A 20668-nucleotide genomic window follows, 5' to 3' on the forward strand; every position below is an offset into this window, starting at 1 on the left:
AGGACGGCTCGCAGTTACGGTGCGAATTCGACTGCGGTGCCTGCAGTTCCCTGGGGGCGCGGGGAACTGCGCGCCCGGCCCCAGCGCACCCGCACGCGCAGGACGGCTCGCAGTTACGGTGCGAATTCGACTGCGGTGCCTGCAGTTCCCTGGGGGCGCGGGGAACTGCGCGCCCGGCCCCAGCGCACCCGCACCCGCACTCGCACGACGGCCCGCACTCACCCCGCGTCATCGCGTCGCCGCCGTACCTGCCACACCGCCGCCCCGGCCAGCAGGGCGACGACACCCGCGCCGATCGGCAGGCCCAGCGACGGTCCGCTGTCGGAACCCTGGTCCGCTGCGCCGCCCGTGCCGGACTTGCCCCGGGCGGAGACCTGCTCTCCGCATCCCTTCCCCGGATACCCGGCGATCGCGCACAGCAGGGCATTGCTGTCGTACCGCAACGGCTTGGCCACAGCGGCCAGCGCCTCCGCGGTGGACGCGTCGCGGGACACCCGCGCGCACGCCGTCCGCCGCCCCGGCGGCGTCTCGCCGGACGGCGCATCCGACGGCGTACCGAAGTCGAGGACCAGCCCCACCCGCTTCGTGCCGGCCTTCGCGGTCGTACGCCCGCAGATCGTGTCGAAGTCCGCCGTACCCCGGGGCCGGCTCGCGTCCGCGGAGTCCGCGCTCACCGCGAACCGGAAGCCCTGCACGGCACCGTCGTCGGGGCGGACGACCGAAGGACCCTGCGTGGCGTACGTCCAGTGGCCCCCGCTGCGCTCCCAGAACGACCAGTAGCGGTACCCGGTGGCGCCCGCCCGGCCCGCGGAGCCGAGCAGCAGCAGCGCGGCGACGAGCACGGGCACGGCACGGCGGACGGCGGTCACGGCTGGCGCTTCTTCCGGCCGCTGAGCAGGAAGCCGATGCCGGCGCCGGCGACGAGACCGACGCCGACGATCCACCAGACGCTCGTACCGGAGTCCGAGTCGTCCGACTTCGTCTGCTGGTCCTCGGACCTGTCCGCCTTGTCGGTCTGCGGGGCCGGACCCGTCGCGTTCAGGAGGGCGACCAGATCCTGGCCGCCGAAGTGGCGCGGGTCGGCTCCCGCGGTGTCGGCCGCGAGGATCAGCTGGGCGTAGGCCGCCGGCCCGCTCTTCTCGGCCCAGGCCGCGGAGTTCTTCTCCAGCCACTTCAGGGGCCCCTGTGCCGCCTTGGAACCGCCCTGCACGGCGAGTGCCACGACCGCGTCCGCCGTGTTGCCGTAGTCGGGCTGGTCCTTGGAGCCGGGCAGGACGGACATCAGGTGGCCGTCCTTCGCGACCGCCTTCGCCAGGTACGCCGCGCCGTTGGCCGCCGCCCGCTCCGGGGTGGGGCGGGAGGAGTCGCTGCACCCGGCCGCCGACGTGTCACCGGCCTTCGCCGACACCATGCCCTGGCCCAGCGCGCCGACCACGGCCGCCGCCGTCGCGTCCGCGTTGGCCGACAACTTGCCCTTCTTGTCCGGCTGGTAGGCGAAGGCGCCTCCCTGCGCACACGGCAGCGCGAGCTTCAGCAGGGCGTCGTAGGGCGACTTGCCGGCCTTCAGGACCTTTCCGGGGTCGTCGCCGGAGGCCTTGAGCGCGCCGATGACGACGGACGTCGAGTTCGCGTCACTGGGCCCGCCCGGCATGTAGCTCCAGCCGCCGTCCTTGTTCTGGACGGACTTCAGCCAGGACACCGCCTTGCCGGCCTCGGTGTCGTGGTCGCCGAGCGCGGACAGGGCCTGGGCGGCGGCGGCCGTGCTGTTGGTGTCGACCGACAGCTTGGCGTCGCAGGCCTTGGCGGTCTCGGCGCGGAAGGCGGCGAACGCCCCGCTCGCACACTGCTGCCGGGCCAGCCAGTCGACGGCCTTCGTCGCGGGCTCGACACCGGCCCGGTGCTGGGCGAGCAGCGCGAGGGACTGCCGCCAGACGCCGTCGTACGTCGGGTCGGACGTGCCGTAGAGGCCGGAGGGCAGCGCCTGCGACGGCTTGGGGGACGGGGACGCGGCCACGGCGGGCGCGGCGGCGGCCAACACGCCTACGGCGGCGAGAGCCGCGGCACTGCGGCGTACGTTCATGGTCGGCGACTGCCTCTCCCTGTGAGGAGCCGGGCAGCGCAGGGGAACACCCGCGCGGCTCGGCTCCGTGGACCTCGACGGTGCCGTGCGCGGCGGGCTGCCGACGCACGCGAGCCGGTCAACGTCCCGTCCCGGGGCAGTCCGGCTCACCGCTTTTCCTCCGGCGGCTCACGGACAGGTGTCTCCCCTGCTCGAGCGAAGCCGAGAGCATGGGGAAGGGTCGGCGCCGGAATTGCACCGGCTTCCCCCCGTACGGGTGTGATGACGACCCCGCCACTTTACCGGCCGTCCCGAGCGAGCCGAGGGGTGGCCGTGGGCACACCGCACCGGTGACCGGCGTCACGGCCACCGCGGTGACGGGGGACGGCGGGAAGACACCCGGCTCAGGCCACTGGTGACGGGGAGACGGCCGGCTCAGGCCGCGTACGTGCGGGCCGCCGGGGTCACCGTCGCGCTCAGATGGCGGGCCATGCGGCGCAGCGCCTCCTCGCACTCCGGGATGTCCTCGCCCGTCACCACCCAGTGCGCGAGCCGGTCGCCGACGTCCCCGTCCGGGGCCGCCGTCACCGGGTCGCCGGCCCGCCGGGTGAGGACCATCCGCTCGGCGGCCGGTTCGTGGGCGGCGGCCGGGTCCAGGTGCAGATGGGTCAGGCGGCCGGTCGCGGCCGGGTAGGCGAACTGCACGGCGGCGGCCCGCTGCCGGGTCGGCGTCAGCTCCGGGAGCCGGCCGGTGGCCAGCGCGACGGCGGCCCGGGCGAGGTCGACACCGGTCGCCCGCTGCACCAGCAGCGGGATCAGATCGCCGGGCAGGAACGGGGCGACGTCCATGACCCGGGGGCCGCGGTCGGTCAGCCGCAGCGTGATGTGCGCGACCGTGTGGGCGAGCCCGAGTCCCCGGACGGTCCGCTCGACGCACTGGCGCAGGAACCGGTTGTGCAGCAGCCCGTCGTGCGCGTGGACGCAGTGCCGCAGCGGGCTGCGGGCCGGGGCCGGGCCCGTCGTCGTACGGGTGAGCGCGACGATGCGGACCTCGTCGTCCAGGACGACGGTCTCGGCGGACACCAGTGGCCCCGCCGCGTCCTCGGGGCCGGCCGGCGCCACCCGGTGCCGCCCCAGCAGCGTCTGTAACGCGACGGGGTCGGCGCAGGCCGTCGCCGCCTCGTACGGCAGGCCCGGTGTCCCCAGCAGGCCGGCGATCCGCGCGGCGCAGCCCAGATGCTGCGGCGACCAGGTCAGTACGCCGTCGAGCGGGCATCCGGCCGCGTACCGCACCACCGCCTCGGCCGTCTCCGTCTCCCGGGCCGGGTCGGCCGCGAGATGGCCGGTCAGATACGGGCGCGCCCAGGCCGGCGGATCCGGGTCCACCAGGACCACCGGGCGGACCGCGGCGATCCGTGCCAGCGCGAACTCGCCGCAGGTGCCCCGGCGTCCGGCCCCGAGGAGCAGGACGGGCTGCGCCATGGATGCCTGCCCCTTCCTCGGGGGGAAGGCGGACAAGAGACACCCCGGATGCCGCTCCCCCATAGGCGGCACCCGGGGCGGGTCGGATCTTGCTCTCTGTGCAGTGATCCTCACCCACACGGCCCCCAACTGTCAACGATTGCTGCGTAATTGCGCAGGCGGCGTTGTCACGTCTGGTCGCCGAACGGGCGACCGGGTAGCCTCGCGTCAGCCCAGCCACCGAACGGACGCACGCCCAGGGGGGACCTCGGTGAGTGACGCCTATGTCTCGCTGGCCGATGTCCTGCACCGGCTCGGCGAGTTGACCGGTCGGCCCGGCCGCCTGCCGGAGGCCCTCGACGTGGCCGGCCTCTCCTACCGCACCGGCATCCCGGTCTGCACCGTCGTGGAACTGCTCTCCGGCGGCCGGGCTCCCGAGACCTGTCTGAGTCAACGGGTGCGCCAGCGGCTGGACTTCATCCGGGAGAGCCGGCGCCGTCCCGACGGCAAGCGGTACTCGCTGGACGAGCTGGCCCGGATCGCCGGAACCAGCAGGCAGTGGCTGAGCGAGTGGCGCAAGAGCGGCATGCCGAGCCTGGAACACGCCGACCGGCTGCGCCGCTTCTTCGGCCTGTCCGCCGGCTTCTTCACCGCGGACGAACCGGAGGCCCTGCACGAGGCCCTGCAGCCGGTGCTGCAGAGCCTGGAGGCGGAGGCGGACCCGCTGCTGCGGCTTCGCGAGAGCGGACTCGTGCGGCTCGCCGCCCGCGCCCCGCAGATGAACGCCCACCAGCTCGCCACCCTCGCCGACCTGGCCGAGATGATCATCTCCTCGGAGCGGGTGAAGGACAGCGGGCGTGCCTGAACCGACCGGCTCGACGCCCCCCGCCTCCGGCAAGCCCGCGAAGTACCCGCGCCCGGCGGCGCCCTCGAAACCGCCGAGGTCTCCCAAGCGCTTCCTCGACCGGCTGGTCCGGGACACCGTCCGCACCCTCAGCCCGCCGACCGGTCCGAAGACCTTCCTGCGTGCGCTGTGCGACACGCTCAGCCCGCAGCTGGACCGCCCGGTCCGGCTGAAGTTCGTCGCCTTCCCGCCCGGCCTGGACGTCTCCGGGATCACCCTCGCCCGGGACGAGGACTACATCGTCGTGGTCGAGGACCGGGCTCCGGAGACGCACAAGTTCGTCATCGCCGGGCACGAGATCGGCCACATCCACTACGGCACGCTCGACGTGCACTACCCGTCCGGGCTGCCCGCCGCCGCACGCCGGCTGCTGTCCCGGGCCGACGACGACATCCCCTGGGACCGGGTCGTCGCCATGGCCACCCGCTCGCCCGCCGCCTCGGCGGCCGCGGCCGAATGGGAGGCCGAGGAGTGCGGGCTGCGCCTGGCGGCCAAGTTCTCCAAGGTCGTCGGGCCGGGCGCGGCCGGCCGCATGACCCAGGACACCCTCACCGACCGGCTGTCCTCCTCGCTGGGCAACATCGGCGGGCCCTGATGCACTGGGACATCGCCGGCTGCTTCGCAGCCTACGCCGTCCCGGCCGGCCTGCTCGCCGTGGCCTTCGTGATCAAACTCCCGGTGCTGCGGCGCGCCTGGCAGGACCCGATCCTGCGGGCCACCGCCGTGCTGCTGGGCATCGGCTCGATCGTCTTCGCCTCGCTGCCGCCCGCCAACCTGCACCGCATCAACCGGCTCGCCGGCATCCCCAACTTCGCCGGCCTGTGGGTCTATTCGCTGCTGACCGCCTACTGCGGCGCCTGCCTGTGGCTCATCATCACCTGGCGCGACCCGCCGTCCGCCGTCCGCCGCCGCAACACCCGGCTGGTCTGGATGACGTACGGCATCATCATCGTCGGCCTGTGGACGACGTTCCTGCTCGGTGACCACCACGTGGAGCGGCTGCGCGACCTCGACACCTACTACGCGGACACGCCCTGGATGCGCGAGTTCGTCCTGCTCTACCTCTGCGCCCACCTGGTGTCCGCACTGATCGCGGCCGGCATGCTGTGGACCTGGTACCGCAAGGTCGAGGACACCTGGCTGCGCCGGGCGGTGATCTTCCTGCAGGAGGCCTACGCCCTCGGCCTCCTCTTCGACCTGGGCAAACTCGCCGCGATCGGTGCCCGGTGGAGCGGCCGTGACTGGGACTGGCTGTCCACGTACGCCGCCCCGCCCTTCGCCATCGCCGAGGCCGCCCTGGTGGCGGTGGCCTTCATCGCCGGACAGGCCGGGCCGCTGATCGAGGAGCGCCGTCGGCTGGTGGGCTCCTACCGGCGCCTGAAGCCCTTGTGGCAGACCATGCTGACCGTCACCGCACCGGCGGCCCCCGCGACCGGCCGGGTCAGCGGCGCAGCCCTCCGCCTCGAACTGCGCCGGGCGGCCATCAACGACGGTCTGCTCAAGCTGGCCCCGCACCTCAGCGGAGCCCGGCGCGAACAGGTCGGGAAGGCAGCGCTGTCGGTGGGCTACCCGGAGTGCGTCGCGCGGGGCATCGCCGGCGCGGTGGACGTCCTCGTCGCGGCGGCCGAGCTGCACGCACCCGGCGACCCGCACCGCGAGCCGTCGGCCGGGCTCCCAGGGTTCGCCTCCGACCCCGGCGAACTGGAGTCGGTAGCCCACGCGTTGCGGTTCCACGCAGCCGCCATCGAAAGGTTCCGCCGGCAGGCGGTCGCCACGGAAGGTCTCACCTCACATGCCTGACATACCCACCGTCCGCCGTACCGCGCTCGTCATCGGCGGCAGCACGGCCGGCATGCTCGCCGCGTCCGTGCTCGCCAGCCGCTTCCACGAGGTGACGATCGTGGAGGCCGACCGGCTGCCGGCGGGCCCCGAGCCGCGCAAGGGCCTGCCCCAGGCCCGGCACGCCCATCTGCTCTGGTCCGGCGGGGTGGCCGCGCTCGAGGAGCTGCTGCCGGGCATCACCGGCGAGCTGACCGGCCGGGGCGCAGGACTCATCGGGGTGATGTCCGACCTGGTCAGCAAGGCGCCCTCCGGGCAGTGGTTCCGGCGGTTCACCGACTCCCGGCACCACATGATCGTGTGCAGCCGGGACCTGCTGGACGCGGTGATCCGCGCCGACGTCCTCGCCCGGCGCAGGATCACCCTGCTCGACGGCACCCGGGTGGCGGGTCTGACCGGGGACCGGCACCGGGTGACCGGCGTCCAGGTGCACTCCGGCGCCGGCGGGGAGCGCACCGCCCTCCACGCCGACCTGGTGATCGACGCGAGCGGACGCGGCTCCCAGGCGGACAACTGGCTGCGGGCGCTGGGCCACGCCCCGGTCGAGGAACGGGTGGTCGACGCCGGCGTCGCCTACGCCAGCCGCATCTACGCGGCTCCCGGCACCACGGCCGATCTGCGCTACCCCGTGGTCAACGTGCAGGCCGACCCGCGGGACGCACCGGGCCGCGGCGGGGTCGTCGCACCGATCGAGGGCGACCGCTGGCTGGTCACGCTCTCCGGCACCCGCGGGGGGCAGCCGACCGCAGACCCCGACGCGTTCGAGCACTTCGCGCTCACCGGCCTCACGGACCCGGTCATCGGCCATCTCCTCGCCGAGGCCAAGCCGCTGACCGATCCGGTGACCACGCGCAGCACGGCCAACCGCCGGCGCTACTACGAGAAGGCCGAGGCCTGGCCGGAGAACTTCGCCGTCCTCGGGGACGCCGTCGCCGGCTACAACCCGGTGTACGGGCACGGACTGTCGGTCGCCGCGCAGAGCGTCATCGCCCTCGGCCGGGTCCTCGACCGGTACGGCCCCACCGCCCCCGGCACCGCCCGCCGCATCCAGCGCGCGGTGGCCCGGCCGGTCGGCAACGCGTGGAACCTCGCGGTCGGCCAGGACGCCTACTACCCCGGGGCCGCGCCCCAGCCGCCGACCTTCGTCGAACGCCTCCTCACCGCCTACGTCGACAAGGCCGTGGCCGCCGGCTCCGAGAACCCGCACGCCCTGCGCGGGCTGCTGGACGTGATGAGCCTGAAGACCCCGCCTCCCCGCCTGTTCGCCCCCGACATGCTCTGGCACATCGCCTTCGGCCCCCGCAAGGGCCCCCTCCCCGGCCCGCCGCTGACGGAGCGGGAACGGCAGGCGGCGGGGCTGGGCTGAGGACGGCGGCGCAAGGCGTGGGTGCCGGGTCGAGGGCGGTGACGGGAGGCGGCGGGTCCGGGCCGAGGGCGGTGACGGGAGGCGGTGGCCCCGGGCGGGCTAGACGGCCACGTACGTCACCGGCTCGCTCCCGGGCACCGGCTCCGCGCGGCCCTGCTTGACCAGGCGGCGCAGGTGGGACTCGGCCTCCGAGACCGCGATGTTCCGGGAGCCGTAGGGGATCTCGGCCCAGGGGCGGTTCCACTGCATGCGTTCGGCGAGCTGCCACGGGGTGAGGGGCTCGGCGAGAAGGGCGAGGAGGCCGGACAGCCGGCTCTCGTGGTGGGCGAGCAGCTCCCGTACCCGGCCGGCAGCGTCCGTGAAGGCGTGCTGATGGGCCGGGAGCACCTCGGCCGGGGTGAGGCGCCCGACCCGCTCCAGGGAGTCGAGATAGTCACCGAGGGGATCGGTGACGGTCACGTCGTCGGGATCCTCGTACAGGCCGATGTGCGGTGTGATCCCGGGCAGCAGATGATCCCCGCTGAACAGCCGCCCCTGCCCCGCGAGCCGGCCAGGATGCTCCTCCTCCAGGTGCAGGCAGACGTGGCCGGGTGTGTGCCCCGGGGTCCAGATCGCACGCAGCCGGCGGCCTGGCAGGTCGAGCAGTTCGCCCGGGACGATCTCGCGGTCCGGCAGGGCGGGGGACAGGCCCGGCAGCGTACGGCGGCCACGAGCCGCGTGCAGCGGGGCCACGTGCTCCGCGGGCGCCCCGGCCGTCTCCAGCTTGGCCGCCATGTACGCGTACCACCGCTCGGGCCGGGTCTCCCGCGCCCTGCGCACGATCGCCGCGTCGGCCGCGTGCAGCGCCACCCAGGCGCCGGAGGCCTCACGCACCCGCGCCGACAGCCCGTGGTGGTCGGGGTGGTGGTGGGTGACGGCCACGCCGTACACCTCGTGGACCGCCGTACCGCACGCCGCCAGCCCCGCCACGAGGGTGTCCCAGGACGCCGGGTCGTCCCAGCCGGTGTCGACCAGCACGGGGCCCCGGTCGCAGTCCACGACGTACACCAGCGTGTAGCCGAGCGGATTGTCAGGTATGGGGACCCGGACCGAGTGCACGCCCCCGCCGTGATCGAACGTCTCCACCATCTGATCCGCCCCCTCCACCCACGACCGCTGCCCACTATAACTAGAACTGGTTTCACATCAGAGGGGTGTGCGGTGGGCGTGCTGCCCGGGTCAGCTCCAGCTCGGTGAAGCACCGTGGGGTGGCTTGTAGGGGACCGGCCGGCCCGTGTGCGCGTCGAGCAGCACGCGGGCGTCCAGGGGGCGGTCCAGTCTCACCGTCACCCGCCGGAGCTTCGCCTGCTTGGTGCAGGGGCCGCTGTCTTCCCCGTCCTTGACGAAGGGGGACAGCACCACGCTGCCGGATGTCTCCAGCACATCCACCACCGGGCCGTCGTCGCAGGCACCGTGAACGGCGACCACGGTCACCGCCCGCCCGTCCGCGGAGATCCGGACCAGCCCGTCGAGCGGAAGTCCGGGGACGTCGACGGCCCGCCCGATCGGAGACCGGGGGAGTCCCGACGGGACGACGGCGGCCCGCTTGAGGGGAGAGTCGTACCCCTTCAGGCGGAACAGCCAGGCCGGTACCGTCGCCGGTCCACGGCTGGTGGCCACGCTCATCTCGCCCAGCTTCGCCCCGGTCACGGTGAGGTGCGGCGCCTTGCCGGCGTCGCGGGTGCCGGCCAGGGACCTGTACGACGCCTCCGCCCCCACCAGCGGCCGGGTGAGCGACCGGCCTCCGTCCCATGCCACCCGGCCGTTCTTCGACCGGGTGGCAGGCAACCTGCCTCGCAGGACGAAGCGCTGTTCGTCGTAGGCCCGCTTGTCGGCCCTGCTCCGCAGCCCGCCCCGCGGCAGCTCGGTCACGTCACCCATGGGGTGGTAGCCGGCACGCCACGCTGCGGCCGCGGTCGATCCGTCCCAGGCCGCGGCGACCTGCCGGGCGCGCTGTGCCACCACCTTCACGTCACCGCTCGCCTCCTGCCGGCCGCCGCAGCCGGAGACGGCCCCCAGGCCGACGGCGGACAGGGCCACCGCGGCGAGCAGGCTGACGGAGCGCAATGAACTGACACGCATATGACCTCCCGGAGGGACGGCGTAGCAGACTGTCGCGCTCCTGTGACGCGGCCGGCCCGCGACAGGTTCACCGGCTGCTGCGGACCGGCAGGACGCGCGGTCGGTGGACGCGCCTTCCGCGTCGTCAGTACACGTGCAGGCCGCGCTGGTCCAGCACCGTCTGCACCCGGGTGAAGTAGTTCCGGTAGGTCCCGCTGGAGGACGAGGTGCACGTCGTCTCGGCGCTGCCGCCGGAGAGCAGACCCAGGGCCGTCGTGCCATGGAGCAGCGGCCCTCCGCTGTCGCCGCCCAAAGCACACACGTTCGACTCGTACATGCCGTACATCGTCTTGCCGTCGATGTTGACCGTCACGCTCGTCTTGGTGATGTGGCCCGTCGTGTCCTGGCTGGAGACGCCGATCCGGTCGACTTCCTCGTCCTCCGCCGCGAAGCGGGAGTTGTCGATCTGCTTGTAGGTGCCTCCCCAGTACCGGACCATCCCGTAGGGGTGGATGCCGGAGGCGTCCGCCTTGATGGTGGCCCAGTCGCAGGCGCGGTCCACGCCGTCGCAGGCCCCGCCGGTGCCCGATCCGAAGGCGGACGCCGTCTGGGTACCGATCTTGGTGTTGTTCCAGTTCATGTACCAGATGTTGCCGGTGCCCGGTACGCAGTGGCCGGCGGTGAGCGTGTAGACCGTCCCCGAGGAGTTCTTGGCGTTGAACCCGGCGCTGCAGAGCCAGCCGTCGGAGGTGATGCCGTTGCCGCCGCGCAGGTCGGATTCCTTGAAGGACAGCTTGGTCCGGACCCGGTCGATGCGTACCGCACCCGGGTGAGCCGCCGCGACCTTCTCGATCCGGGTCCGGCTGCCGGCGGGCGCTCCGTCGAAGATCTCGACGTTCACCTGGTTGGTGTCGGCCTCGACGCCCCATGCCGTGTTGCGGATGCTCCCCAGCCGGTCCAGCTCGTGGTGGATGGAGACCAGTTCGGCCGTGCTGCGGGCCACCAGCTTCGGGACGCCTCCCGCGTCCCGGACGGTCTGGGCGGCCGCCTGGTCGGTGACCGCGACCACGAGGCGGCCGTCCTCGTAGTAGACGCCGCCGGTCCGGTCGTCTCCGAGCCGTTCCGCGAGGGCTGTCGCCCGGGTCGGGCTGGTGAGCGGCTTCGGAGTGTCCCCGGCGAATGCCGGGCCTGTTGCGGCGGCCGTGACCAGCAGTGCGGCGGGCAGAACCTGAAAGAGCCTCTTCCAGGGATGACTCACGTGTGACCTCCAAGGGTCTTTCGACACCAGTGGAACAGTCGTGCGAATTGAGCTGCCCGTGACTATAGGAGATGGTGCGGCAACTGATCCCTTCCGTGCGTGAAGTGACATATGAGCTTCCACCTGTGGTCAACAGCCCCCGGAAGCACCGCACTCGAGAGCGCGCCGACCAGCCGAAGCCCTGCCGTCGCGGCTCGTCGCCCGGCCTCGTGGGCCGCCCCGGGGGGGCGGCCCACGAGGGGCGGCTCACGGACGCCAGTCCGCCTCCAGGTCATGCGAGTCGGTCTTGGTGAGCTGCTTCAGGCCGGTGCCGTCGGCCCGTACCAGGTAGAGGTGTTCGGGATCCGCGTCGTCGCCACCGCCTCGGGTGAAGACCAGGCGGCTGCCGTCCGGGGACCACGAGGGGTTCTTGTCGTTGAGGCGGGCCGCGGTGATGCGGTGCAGTCCGGTGCCGTCGGGGCGGACGAGGTAGAGGCGGGCGAAGCCCGAGGAGTCCACGCGGCTGAAGGCGATCCGGTTGCCGTGCGACCAGTCGGGCGTCCAGTCGTGGGAGCCGGCCGCGGTGACCGCCGTCTGGGCCAGGGTGGACAGCCGGATCCGCATCACCCTGCTGTGCCCGGCCGCGTCGGCGCGGTTGAACGCCAGGTGCTTGCCGTCCGGGGACCACGTCGGGTGGAGGTCGTCCGCCGTGGTGTGGGTGAGCCGCTTGGCGGGGGTGCCGTCGATGTCGGCCACGTAGATCTCGCGCTGGGTGCCGACCGGCTTGGCGTAGGCGATCCGCTTGCCGTCCGGGGACCAGGCAGGGTCCGATGCGCCCTTGGTGCCGGGAACGGCCTTCAGGCCGCCGCCCGTGGTCTTCATGGTCCAGATGCCGTCGATGGCACCGCCGGAGCCGTAACGGACGAACGCCACCCGCTTGCCGTCCGGGGACCAACTGGGCATCACGTCACTGACGGTGGGGGTGTGCGTGAGCTTGACGGGCGTGCCGCCGGAGGGGGAGATGGCGTAGAGGTCCTCGATGGATGCCGTCGCGGTGTAGCGGGCGAAGACGATGGACGGGTCCGCCGCCGCTCCCGCGTTCCCTGCGGCGCCCAAGGTCAGGGGTGCGGCCATGGCGAGCGCGGCGGCCACCACCACAGCCCGGCCCCTCCGCGTCGTTCCGCTTCCACCGGTCCTGCCGGCCTTGCCGGTCTTGCCGGCCCTGCTGGCCCTGCCGGTTCTCGGAGCCCTGTCGGCGGTTCCGCCGTCGCCGTCGCCGGTGCGGTGCTGTTGGTGCGTCAAGGTGTCCACCCCGTCCCTCCCTGCGGCCCGCTGTGGGCCGCGCCGGCCGAAAACATCCCACCCGGTGGGAGCCGGGGGAAGTGCCGGGAAGTGGTGGTACGAGCCCTGTGACACGTTCCGTACACCGCTGTCACAGGGAGCGGGGTCCGCGGCGCGCGGTGGCGCCGGCACCGGACAGGGCCCCTCCCGTGCGGTGCCGACGCTACTGCGCCAAGAAGTACGTGAACGAGCGGGATTTCCTGGAGCTGTGGGCTCAGTCCCTGGCCAGGCTGAAGTGTGCCGCCGCATCCTTCATGGAACATCGGGACGCGATGTTCCCGGAGGTGCCGGTGTGGCCTCACTACAAGTGGCTGGTGAGCCAGGCCGAGCGGCGTCTTGTTTCCTCCGGCGTCCCCGCCTCCACTCTCTCCGGCCGGAGTCTCTAGCCTGCGGCGTGCCGTCCGGCCGGTCGCCGCCGTGCAGGGTCCAGCGGGCTCCGGGTCTGGCCTAGTTCAACCAGAACTGATATCAGTTCTGACACAGCGTCAGAAACGGCGGATGCGGTGCGGTGCGGCGGGAGGCAGTCGGCCATGACCGAGCTCGTGGAACACGGACAGCTGTTCATCGGCGGGGAGTTGACCGACCCGCGGGGCCGGGACGTCATCGAGGTGGTCTCCCCGCACACCGAGGAGGTCATCGGCCGGGTGCCGCACGCCTCCCGGGAGGACGTCGACCGGGCCGTGGCCGTCGCGCGCCGCGCCTTCGACGAGGGTCCCTGGCCGCGGGCCACGCCGGAGGAGCGGATCGAGGTCGTCACCCGTATCAAGGACGGCATCGCCGCCCGGCACGAGGAGATCGCCCGGGTGATCTCCTCCGAGAACGGCTCCCCGTACTCCTGGAGCGTCCTCGCCCAGGCGCTCGGCGCGATGATGGTGTGGGACTCGGCGATCAAGGTCGCCCGCGACTTCACGTACGAGGAGCGCCGTGACGGCGTCCTCGGCCCGATCCTCGTCCGCCGTGAACCGGTCGGCGTCGTCGCCGCCGTGATCCCCTGGAACGTCCCGCAGTTCATCGCCGCCGCCAAGCTCGCGCCGGCCCTGCTGACGGGCTGCACGGCCGTACTGAAGCCGTCCCCGGAGTCCCCGCTGGACGCCTACCTGCTCGGCGAGATCGCGCGTGAGGCCGGTCTGCCCGAGGGCGTGCTCTCCATCCTCCCCGCCGACCGCGAGGTCAGTGAGTACCTGGTCGGCCACCCCGGCGTCGACAAGGTCTCCTTCACCGGCTCGGTCGCGGCCGGCCGGCGCGTGATGGAGGTCGCCGCCCGCAACCTCACCCGCGTCACCCTGGAGCTGGGCGGCAAGTCGGCGGCGGTCGTGCTGCCGGATGCGGACCTGCAGACCGCGGTGTCCGGCATCGTGCCGGCGGCCTGGATGAACAACGGCCAGGCCTGTGTGGCCCAGACCCGCATCCTCGTCCCGCGCGCCCGCCACGACGAGTTCGCCGACGCCCTCGCCCAGGCGGCGAGCGCCCTGAAGGTGGGTGACCCGCTGGACCCGGCGACGCAGGTGGGCCCCCTGGTCGCCGAACGGCAGCAGCGCAGGAACCTCGACTACATCCGCATCGGCCAGGAGGAGGGCGCCAAGATCCTCACCGGCGGCGGCCGGCCCGCGGGCCTGGAGAAGGGCTGGTACGTCGAACCGACCCTCTTCGGCGGCGTCGACAACTCCATGCGCATCGCCCGCGAGGAGATCTTCGGCCCGGTCATCTGCCTCCTGCCCTACTCCGACGAGCAGGAGGCGGTGAGGATCGCGAACGACTCGGACTACGGCCTGTCCGGCAGCGTCTGGACGGCCGACGTCGAGCACGGCATCGACATCGCCCGCCAGGTCCGTACCGGCACCTACTCCGTCAACACCTTCAGCCTCGACATGCTGGGCCCGTTCGGCGGATACAAGAACTCTGGCCTCGGGCGGGAGTTCGGCCCCGAAGGGTACGGCGAGTACCTCGAACACAAGATGATCCACCTCCCGGCGGGGGTGTAGGCCATGGGCGACCGCTGGCACATCGAGGTCGACCGCTCGGTCTGCATCGGCTCGGCCCAGTGCCTCCATCACGCACCGGCCGGATTCCGCCTCGACTCCGCCCGCCAGTCCCACCCGCTCGGACCGGACACCGATGCGAGCGAACAGGTCCTGGCGGCGGCCGAGAGCTGCCCGGTGGAGGCCATCGTCATCACGGTGCTGGGCAGCGGGGAGGCGGTGTTCCCGCCCGAGGAGTAGCGACGGCCCGGCCTGCTGGAACCCGGGCATCGCGGCCACCGTCCAGCGCGACCGGGCCACGGCCCGGTACGCCTGGGAGGGCTTCGGCATCCGGCTCCCGCAGGGCGGCCCAGCGGGAGGAGGCCCGCCGCCTGCTGGAGGAGTGGGCCCGCGGGACGGGGCCGGGGCGGAGCTGGAGCAGGTCTGGAGACGGTCACCGGTGACCGGCCGCCACCGCGGGAGAGGCTTGTTATGAATTGGTGCTAAATGGTGGGTTCCGTCAGCCGTGGGTGAATTATCCTGAAGAAGCCTACGAGGCGAGTGAGGGAGTCCGACCGGAGTAGCCGACTTGGGCGAGACGCAGAGGCATCCGCCGAGGCCGACAGCGACGGTAGGGCTGAGAGGCCGGAAAGCAGCAGTCAGGCAGGACGGCGACCCCCATTACCTGATCCGGACCATACCGGCGAAGGGAACCCGTCTCGTAGGTCTTTCATGTGTCCGGGTCCCGGCTCGACAGGTCTTCCGTGGCGCCCGGCGCCCCCGCTCCGCGGGACGGCTCCGGGACGTCGCTGCGCCCGGCGCCCCGGCTCGGCAAGGCGTCCGCGTGCCCGGCGCCCCGGCTCGGCAAGGCGTCCGCGTCCACGGCGCCCCGGTTCGGCAAGGCGTCCGCTGCCCGGCACCCCCGCTCCACAGGACGTCAGTGCGCCCGGCGCCCCGGCTCCGTCAGGTCGATCAGCCGGCACACCGTCTCGATGTCGATCTTGACCTGGGCGATGGAGGCGCGGCCCGACAGCCAGGTGATGAGGGCCGAGTGCCACGTGTGCTCGATGACCCGGACCGCGGAGAGCTGCTCGGGAGTGGGGTCGGCCTGGCCCATCGCGTCCAGGATGATCGCCGTCGTCTGCCGGGAGACCTGGTCGACCTCGGGTGAGACGCTGCGGTCGGCGAAGGTGAGGGCGCGGACCATCGCGTCGGCCAGGTGCGGCTCGCGCTGCAGGGCGCGGAAGGCCCGCATCAGCGTCTCGGCCACCCGCTCGGCGGCCGTGTCGCCCGCGGGCGGCTTCTTCCGCAGCGTGCCGTGCATGTGCTCCAGCTGGTCCTGCATGGTGGCCACCAACAGATGCACCTTGGACGGGAAGTACCGGTAGAGCGTGCCGAGGGCGACCTGCGCGGACTCGGCGACCTCGCGCATCTGCACCGCGTCGAAACCGCCCCGGCTGGCCAGCTGGGCGCTGGCGTGCAGGATCCTCCGGCGGCGGGCCTCCTGCCGCTCGGTGAGCGGTGATGAGGCAGGACGCGAAGTGCTGGCTTCCGCAGGCATGGGTCCCGTTCCGTGACAGTCGGTGAGGGTGTCTGTAGGGCTCGTGATCGGACGGCATCACAGGGCCGCGCGCCGTGGCGTGAATCACCCGATCCACTGCTCACAGCGCCCCTACCTGCCGGTAGATTCAGAGCCTCTTGAACGATCAAGTCTGAAACTTGTTCTAGATTAGCGTCCCGGCGTAGTCTCGCGGGACAGTGCAGGCAGAAGGGGGCACGGAGTGACCGCTGAGGCCCGGGAAGCGAGTGCCGGCCAGGAACCCGCTTTCCCCCAGCTTTCGGCTTCGCTCAAGCGGGGAGGTGCCCCCAACGACGAGCGGCCGCTCGACATCGCGCTCCTCACCTACAAAGGGAACCCGTTCTGCGGCGGACAGGGCGTCTACGTACGGCATCTGTCGCGTGAACTGGCCCGGCTCGGACACCGGGTCGAGGTCATCGGCTCGCAGCCCTATCCCGTCCTCGACGAGGGGTACCCCGGGCTCACCCTCACCGAGCTGCCCAGCCTCGACCTCTACCGGCAGTCCGACCCCTTCCGCACCCCGAAGCGCGACGAGTACCGGGACTGGATCGACGGCCTCGAAGTCGCGACCATGTGGACCGGCGGCTTTCCCGAGCCGCTGACCTTCTCGCTGCGCGCCCGCCGGCACCTGCGCGCCCGCCGCGGCGAGTTCGACGTCGTCCACGACAACCAGACCCTGGGCTACGGGCTGCTGGGCGACATCGGCGCGCCCCTGGTCACCACGGTCCACCACCCCATCACCGTGGACCGGCAGCTGGAACTGGACGCCGCCGAGAACTGGCAGCGCCGCTACTCGGTGCGCCGCTGGTACGCCTTCACCCGCATGCAGAAGCGCGTCGCCCGCCGCCTGCCCTCCGTCCTCACCGTCTCCGGCAGCTCCCGGCAGGAGATCGTGGACCACCTCGGCGTTCGTGACGACCGCGTCCATGTCGTCCACATCGGCGCCGACACCGACCTGTTCGCGCCGAATCCGGCCGTCCCCGAGATCCCCGGACGGATCGTCACCACCTCCAGCGCCGATGTGCCGCTCAAGGGGCTGGTGTTCCTCGTGGAGGCCCTCGCCAAGGTGCGCGCCGAGCACCCGGCCGCCCACCTCGTCGTCGTCGGCAAACGCCCGCAGGAGGGCCCGGTCGCGCAGGCCGTCGAGCGGTACGGCCTCGAAGGCGCCGTGGAGTTCGTCAAGGGCATCTCCGACGCCGAGCTGGTCGACCTGATCCGCTCCGCCGAGGTGGCCTGCGTGCCCTCCCTGTACGAGGGGTTCTCGCTGCCCGCGGCCGAGGCCATGGCCACCGGCACCCCGCTGGTCGCCACCACCGGTGGCGCGATTCCCGAGGTGGCCGGCCGCGACGGCGAGACCTGCCTGGCCGTACCGCCCGCAGACGCGGGTGAGCTGGCCGCCGCCCTCAGCCGGCTGCTCGGGGATCCGGAGCTGCGGGTGCGCCTCGGCCGGGCCGGCCGCGAGCGGGTGCTGCAGAAGTTCACCTGGGCCCGCGCCGCGGAGGGCACCGTGGCCCACTACCGCGAGGCCATCGCCCGCTCCGCCGGCTCGCGCCGCGCCGCGGACACCCACCGGACCCCGGCGAGCGACAGGCGCTCCGTGCCCCCGACCCCCGGCCGCCCCGCGGCCTCCGCGAGTGTTGCCTCCGCGACCTCGACGAGTGACACCGGCGTCTACCCCGAAAGCAGGGCCACGTGCTGACCGTCGACTTCTCCCGGTTCCCGCTCGCCCCGGGCGACCGTGTCCTGGACCTCGGCTGCGGGGCCGGCCGGCACGCCTTCGAGTGCTACCGGCGCGGCGCCCAGGTCGTGGCCCTGGACCAGAACGCCGAGGAGATCCGCGAGGTCGCCAAGTGGTTCGCGGCGATGAAGGAGGCCGGGGAGGCCCCCGAGGGCGCCACCGCCACGGCCATGGAGGGCGACGCCCTCGCCCTGCCGTTCCCGGACGAGTCCTTCGACGTCGTCATCATCTCCGAGGTGATGGAGCACATCCCCGACGACAAGGGCGTACTCGCCGAGATGGTGCGCGTCCTGAGGCCGGGCGGGCGGATCGCCGTCACCGTGCCGCGCTACGGCCCCGAGAAGGTCTGCTGGGCGCTGTCCGACGCCTACCACGAGGTCGAGGGCGGCCACATCCGCATCTACAAGGCCGACGAACTCCTCGCCAGGATCCGCGAGGCGGGCCTCAAGCCGTACGGCACCCACCACGCGCACGCGCTGCACTCGCCGTACTGGTGGCTGAAGTGCGCGTTCGGCGTCGACAACGACAAGGCGCTGCCGGTACGGGCGTACCACAAGCTGCTGGTCTGGGACATCATGAAGAAGCCGCTCGCCACGCGGGTCGCCGAGCAGGCGCTGAACCCGCTGATCGGCAAGAGCTTCGTGGTCTACGCGACCAAGCCGCACCTGCCGCGCCTCGCCGAGACCGACGGGGTGGCCGCCAAGTGACCACTCCCCGGACAGAACACCTGGTCCTGCCCGGGGTCCTCACCGCCGAGCAGGCTGCCGCGACCGTCCGCGGCATCCTGGCCGTGCAGCGGGAGGACGGGGCACTCCCGTGGTTCCGCGGGCACCACCTGGACCCGTGGGACCACACCGAGGCCGCCATGGCCCTGGACGCGGCCGGCGAGCACGAGGCCGCCGAGCGGGCGTACGACTGGCTGGCCCGGCACCAGAACGAGGACGGCTCCTGGTACGCCGCCTACGCCGACGGCGCCCACGACGACGTCACCGACCGCGCCCGCGAGTCCAACTTCGTCGCCTACATAGCCGTCGGCGTCTGGCACCACTACCTGTCCACCGGTGACGACACGTTCCTGGACCGCATGTGGCCCACCGTCTACGCGGCCACGGAATGGGTGCTGCGGCTCCAGCAGCCCGGCGGCCAGATCGGCTGGCGCCGCGAGGACGACGGCACGCCCGCCACGGACGCCCTGCTCACCGGCAGCTCCTCCATCCACCACGCCCTGCGCTGCGCGCTCGCGATCGCCGAACAGCGCGAAGAGCCGCAGCCCGACTGGGAGTTGGCCGCCGGGGCACTGCGCCACGCGATCCGCCGCCACCCCGAACGCTTCCTGGACAAGGACCGCTACTCGATGGACTGGTACTACCCGGTCCTGGGCGGCGCGCTGACCGGAGCGGAGGCCAAGGCCCGCATCGAGGACGACTGGGACCGGTTCGTCGTCCCCGGCCTAGGCGTGCGCTGCGTCGTCCCCAACCCCTGGGTGACCGGCGGGGAGTCCAGCGAACTCGCCCTCGCCCTGTGGGCGGTGGGCGAGTCCGACCGGGCCCTGGAGATCCTCCAGTCCATCCAGCACCTGCGCGATCCCGAGAGCGGCCTGTACTGGACGGGGTACGTCTTCGAGGACGGGGCGATCTGGCCCCGCGAACTGACCACCTGGACGGCGGGTTCCCTGCTGCTGGCCGTGGCCGCGCTGGGCGGTCACGAGGCGACGTGTGCGGTGTTCGGCGGGGAGCAGTTGCCTTCTGGGCTCGAGGTGGATTGCTGCGCCTGAGGGGCGGGGGCTTCGGCGCACGGCGGGTGCGGGTGTCCGCCGTGACCGCTCGCGCAGTTCCCCGCGCCTCCTTGCAGGGCGCGTTCCCTGCCGGGGTCCTTCAGTGGCGGTGCATGCGGTTGGCGATGGCGTGGCCGACGAAGAGGTAGACCACGGCGGCGAGGCCGTAGCCGGCGACCACGCGGGCCCACGCCTCGTCGAACGTGAAGAGGTCGTGCGACCAGCCGGCCAGCCAGGAGGCCGCGTCATGGACGAACTGGACCAGGCTGTTGGCCCGGTTGGCGTCCAGCAGGTACATCAGGATCCACAGGCCGAGGATGAGGGCCATGATGTCGGCGACGATCGCGATGACCGTCCCGGCCTGATTCGCACCGTTGCGATATCGAGGGGACATACCTTTCGGATTGCCGGGCGGCGGGCGGTGAAACCCGGACGGCGTCCCCCGAGTGGCGCACGGCCCCGCCCCGGGTGAGGCTGCCGGAGAAGCCGACCGCTCGGGGAGACACGTCCGGAGGAACTCCGTGCCCGTTCCGATACGGCGCCTCTGTCTGGCGCTCACCCTGTGCTGTGCCCTGCTGGCCTGTTCCACCGCCTGCGGAAGCGGTGAGAAGCCGACCGGTACGAAGGCGGCGTCGGCGGTGGCCGCCGCCGAGCAGGACACGCCCAGCCCGAGCACCTCGGCCGAGCGTCAGAAGTTCGCCAAGACCCGGTTCGTCGCGAACGCGGGCCTCGCGGCCGGCGCCACCTACCAGTGGATCGTGAAGCCGTGGAAGGCCGGCAAGTTCAAGAAGGGCGCCCAGGGCCGCAAGGCGGCTCTGGTCAAGGCCGGCCTCGCCGGCGCCTTCGCCTACAACCGGCTCAAGGCGGCCCAGCGCAACGCCCAGGGCGATCCCACCCTCTCCAAGGCCCTCGCACCCCTCACGAGCGGCATCGAGGCCCTCAAGAGCCTGCCGTCCAAGTTGCGCAAGGGCGACGAGAACGCGGCAGGCTCCTTCGAGGACGTCATCGGCCAGGTCAAGAACGCGGGGCAGAGTGCCGGGGCCCCGGTCAAGGACCAGGTGCCCTCCGCCTCCCAGCTCGCCGAGGGCTAGGCAGTGCCTCTTCGATCACCTGGCCCGGCCGTTGCCGCGGTGGGCTGACCACGAAGCTCGATGGGCTCCGCACCTGACAGGCGCAACGCGGCGACAGGCCCTCACCGCTGCCACACCGCACTGGGCGGACACCCACCCATCAGCCGCGTCAACAACGCTGCGGGTCAATACACCTAGGCCCTGTCTCCCCGATCACGGGGTCCGGTGGCGAATATCAGGAG

At 72.6% G+C, this 20668-nt stretch carries 20 protein-coding genes; 11 read left to right on the forward strand and 9 right to left on the reverse strand.

Annotated elements, in window-relative coordinates; genetic code table 11:
* Window positions 1-218: 218 nt before the first annotated feature.
* The 3 genes from ACZ4SF_RS03915 to ACZ4SF_RS03925 form a co-directional block, all read right to left on the reverse strand.
* Complete coding sequence (locus ACZ4SF_RS03915) at window positions 219-869, reverse strand: SCO2322 family protein (protein ID WP_468377790.1); 651 nt, start codon at window positions 867-869, stop codon at window positions 219-221.
* The gene (locus tag ACZ4SF_RS03920) at window positions 866-2080 is read right to left on the reverse strand and encodes a prenyltransferase/squalene oxidase repeat-containing protein (RefSeq protein ID WP_468377793.1); all 1215 of its coding nucleotides are present in this window, start codon (window positions 2078-2080) and stop codon (window positions 866-868) included. Before ACZ4SF_RS03920 ends, ACZ4SF_RS03915 begins: the two co-directional genes overlap by 4 nt.
* A 414-nt stretch (window positions 2081-2494) precedes the next feature.
* On the reverse strand, window positions 2495-3541 hold the full coding sequence (locus tag ACZ4SF_RS03925) for a hypothetical protein (protein WP_468377795.1): 1047 nt from the start codon (window positions 3539-3541) through the stop codon (window positions 2495-2497).
* A gap of 250 nt (window positions 3542-3791) precedes the next feature.
* Between ACZ4SF_RS03925 and ACZ4SF_RS03930 the strand changes: the two genes are divergently transcribed.
* The 4 genes from ACZ4SF_RS03930 to ACZ4SF_RS03945 are packed head-to-tail and all read left to right on the forward strand — an operon-like array spanning window position 3792 to window position 7629.
* The gene (locus ACZ4SF_RS03930) at window positions 3792-4385 is read left to right on the forward strand and encodes a helix-turn-helix domain-containing protein (protein WP_468377798.1); all 594 of its coding nucleotides are present in this window, start codon (window positions 3792-3794) and stop codon (window positions 4383-4385) included.
* A complete protein-coding gene (locus tag ACZ4SF_RS03935; RefSeq protein ID WP_468377802.1) occupies window positions 4378-5019 on the forward strand; it encodes a hypothetical protein in 642 nt (213 codons plus the stop codon). The genes ACZ4SF_RS03930 and ACZ4SF_RS03935 overlap by 8 nt, the downstream gene beginning before the upstream one ends.
* A complete protein-coding gene (locus ACZ4SF_RS03940) occupies window positions 5019-6224 on the forward strand; it encodes an MAB_1171c family putative transporter (RefSeq protein WP_468377805.1) in 1206 nt (401 codons plus the stop codon). Before ACZ4SF_RS03935 ends, ACZ4SF_RS03940 begins: the two co-directional genes overlap by 1 nt.
* Window positions 6217-7629, forward strand: a complete 1413-nt coding sequence (locus ACZ4SF_RS03945; protein ID WP_468377808.1) for an FAD-dependent oxidoreductase — start codon at window positions 6217-6219, stop codon at window positions 7627-7629. The genes ACZ4SF_RS03940 and ACZ4SF_RS03945 overlap by 8 nt, the downstream gene beginning before the upstream one ends.
* A gap of 99 nt (window positions 7630-7728) precedes the next feature.
* Here ACZ4SF_RS03945 and ACZ4SF_RS03950 read toward each other — a convergent pair whose 3' ends face one another.
* The 4 genes from ACZ4SF_RS03950 to ACZ4SF_RS03965 form a co-directional block, all read right to left on the reverse strand.
* On the reverse strand, window positions 7729-8757 hold the full coding sequence (locus ACZ4SF_RS03950; RefSeq protein WP_468377810.1) for an MBL fold metallo-hydrolase: 1029 nt from the start codon (window positions 8755-8757) through the stop codon (window positions 7729-7731).
* 90 nt (window positions 8758-8847) lie between these two features.
* Complete coding sequence (locus ACZ4SF_RS03955; RefSeq protein WP_468377812.1) at window positions 8848-9750, reverse strand: hypothetical protein; 903 nt, start codon at window positions 9748-9750, stop codon at window positions 8848-8850.
* Between the two features lie 124 nt (window positions 9751-9874).
* Window positions 9875-10987, reverse strand: coding sequence for a S1 family peptidase (locus tag ACZ4SF_RS03960; RefSeq protein ID WP_468377814.1), 1113 nt, complete (start codon window positions 10985-10987; stop codon window positions 9875-9877).
* 246 nt (window positions 10988-11233) lie between these two features.
* Entirely contained in the window at window positions 11234-12277 is a 1044-nt protein-coding gene (locus ACZ4SF_RS03965; RefSeq protein WP_468377816.1) for a hypothetical protein, read from the reverse strand.
* A 212-nt stretch (window positions 12278-12489) separates the two neighbouring features.
* Between ACZ4SF_RS03965 and ACZ4SF_RS03970 the strand changes: the two genes are divergently transcribed.
* From ACZ4SF_RS03970 to ACZ4SF_RS03980, 3 genes are all read left to right on the forward strand, one after another.
* Window positions 12490-12693: a hypothetical protein gene (locus tag ACZ4SF_RS03970; RefSeq protein WP_468377818.1), complete on the forward strand. Its 204-nt coding sequence runs from the start codon at window positions 12490-12492 to the stop codon at window positions 12691-12693.
* 144 nt (window positions 12694-12837) lie between these two features.
* Window positions 12838-14289 (forward strand): aldehyde dehydrogenase, encoded by a 1452-nt coding sequence (locus tag ACZ4SF_RS03975; RefSeq protein ID WP_468377820.1) that lies wholly within the window; start codon window positions 12838-12840, stop codon window positions 14287-14289.
* 3 nt (window positions 14290-14292) lie between these two features.
* Window positions 14293-14526, forward strand: coding sequence for a ferredoxin (locus ACZ4SF_RS03980; RefSeq protein WP_468377823.1), 234 nt, complete (start codon window positions 14293-14295; stop codon window positions 14524-14526).
* A 676-nt stretch (window positions 14527-15202) separates the two neighbouring features.
* Here ACZ4SF_RS03980 and ACZ4SF_RS03985 read toward each other — a convergent pair.
* A complete protein-coding gene (locus tag ACZ4SF_RS03985; RefSeq protein WP_468377826.1) occupies window positions 15203-15826 on the reverse strand; it encodes a TetR family transcriptional regulator in 624 nt (207 codons plus the stop codon).
* Window positions 15827-16046: 220 nt separating this feature from the next.
* Between ACZ4SF_RS03985 and ACZ4SF_RS03990 the strand changes: the two genes are divergently transcribed.
* Genes ACZ4SF_RS03990 through ACZ4SF_RS04000 form a run of 3 tightly spaced genes read left to right on the forward strand, consistent with a single transcriptional unit; the run spans window position 16047 to window position 19356 of the window.
* On the forward strand, window positions 16047-17543 hold the full coding sequence (locus ACZ4SF_RS03990; RefSeq protein WP_468377829.1) for a glycosyltransferase family 4 protein: 1497 nt from the start codon (window positions 16047-16049) through the stop codon (window positions 17541-17543).
* Window positions 17537-18289 carry a class I SAM-dependent methyltransferase gene (locus ACZ4SF_RS03995; protein WP_468377831.1) on the forward strand — a complete coding sequence of 251 codons (753 nt, stop codon included), beginning with the start codon at window positions 17537-17539 and terminating at the stop codon, window positions 18287-18289. The genes ACZ4SF_RS03990 and ACZ4SF_RS03995 overlap by 7 nt, the downstream gene beginning before the upstream one ends.
* Entirely contained in the window at window positions 18286-19356 is a 1071-nt protein-coding gene (locus ACZ4SF_RS04000) for a prenyltransferase/squalene oxidase repeat-containing protein (RefSeq protein ID WP_468377835.1), read from the forward strand. The genes ACZ4SF_RS03995 and ACZ4SF_RS04000 overlap by 4 nt, the downstream gene beginning before the upstream one ends.
* 100 nt (window positions 19357-19456) lie before the next feature.
* Here ACZ4SF_RS04000 and ACZ4SF_RS04005 read toward each other — a convergent pair whose 3' ends face one another.
* Window positions 19457-19750 carry a hypothetical protein gene (locus ACZ4SF_RS04005; RefSeq protein ID WP_030655739.1) on the reverse strand — a complete coding sequence of 98 codons (294 nt, stop codon included), beginning with the start codon at window positions 19748-19750 and terminating at the stop codon, window positions 19457-19459.
* A 127-nt stretch (window positions 19751-19877) separates the two neighbouring features.
* Here ACZ4SF_RS04005 and ACZ4SF_RS04010 point away from each other — a divergent pair, with 127 nt between their 5' ends.
* Window positions 19878-20447, forward strand: a complete 570-nt coding sequence (locus tag ACZ4SF_RS04010; protein WP_468377838.1) for a hypothetical protein — start codon at window positions 19878-19880, stop codon at window positions 20445-20447.
* Window positions 20448-20668 lie beyond the last annotated feature (221 nt).

It is taken from the genome of Streptomyces sp. NPDC027663 (assembly GCF_055566415.1).

Excerpts from the sequence above, each read along its gene's own strand:
- ACZ4SF_RS03920 (WP_468377793.1), bottom strand. The coding sequence starts at position 2,080 with ATGAACGTACGCCGCAGTGCCGCGGCTCTCGCCGCCGTAGGCGTGTTG.
- ACZ4SF_RS03925 (WP_468377795.1), bottom strand. The coding sequence starts at position 3,541 with ATGGCGCAGCCCGTCCTGCTCCTCGGGGCCGGACGCCGGGGCACCTGC.
- ACZ4SF_RS03940 (WP_468377805.1), top strand. The coding sequence starts at position 5,019 with ATGCACTGGGACATCGCCGGCTGCTTCGCAGCCTACGCCGTCCCGGCC.
- ACZ4SF_RS03945 (WP_468377808.1), top strand. The coding sequence starts at position 6,217 with ATGCCTGACATACCCACCGTCCGCCGTACCGCGCTCGTCATCGGCGGC.
- ACZ4SF_RS03950 (WP_468377810.1), bottom strand. The coding sequence starts at position 8,757 with ATGGTGGAGACGTTCGATCACGGCGGGGGCGTGCACTCGGTCCGGGTC.
- ACZ4SF_RS03955 (WP_468377812.1), bottom strand. The coding sequence starts at position 9,750 with ATGCGTGTCAGTTCATTGCGCTCCGTCAGCCTGCTCGCCGCGGTGGCC.
- ACZ4SF_RS03975 (WP_468377820.1), top strand. The coding sequence starts at position 12,838 with ATGACCGAGCTCGTGGAACACGGACAGCTGTTCATCGGCGGGGAGTTG.
- ACZ4SF_RS03980 (WP_468377823.1), top strand. The coding sequence starts at position 14,293 with ATGGGCGACCGCTGGCACATCGAGGTCGACCGCTCGGTCTGCATCGGC.
- ACZ4SF_RS03985 (WP_468377826.1), bottom strand. The coding sequence starts at position 15,826 with ATGCCTGCGGAAGCCAGCACTTCGCGTCCTGCCTCATCACCGCTCACC.
- ACZ4SF_RS04005 (WP_030655739.1), bottom strand. The coding sequence starts at position 19,750 with ATGTCCCCTCGATATCGCAACGGTGCGAATCAGGCCGGGACGGTCATC.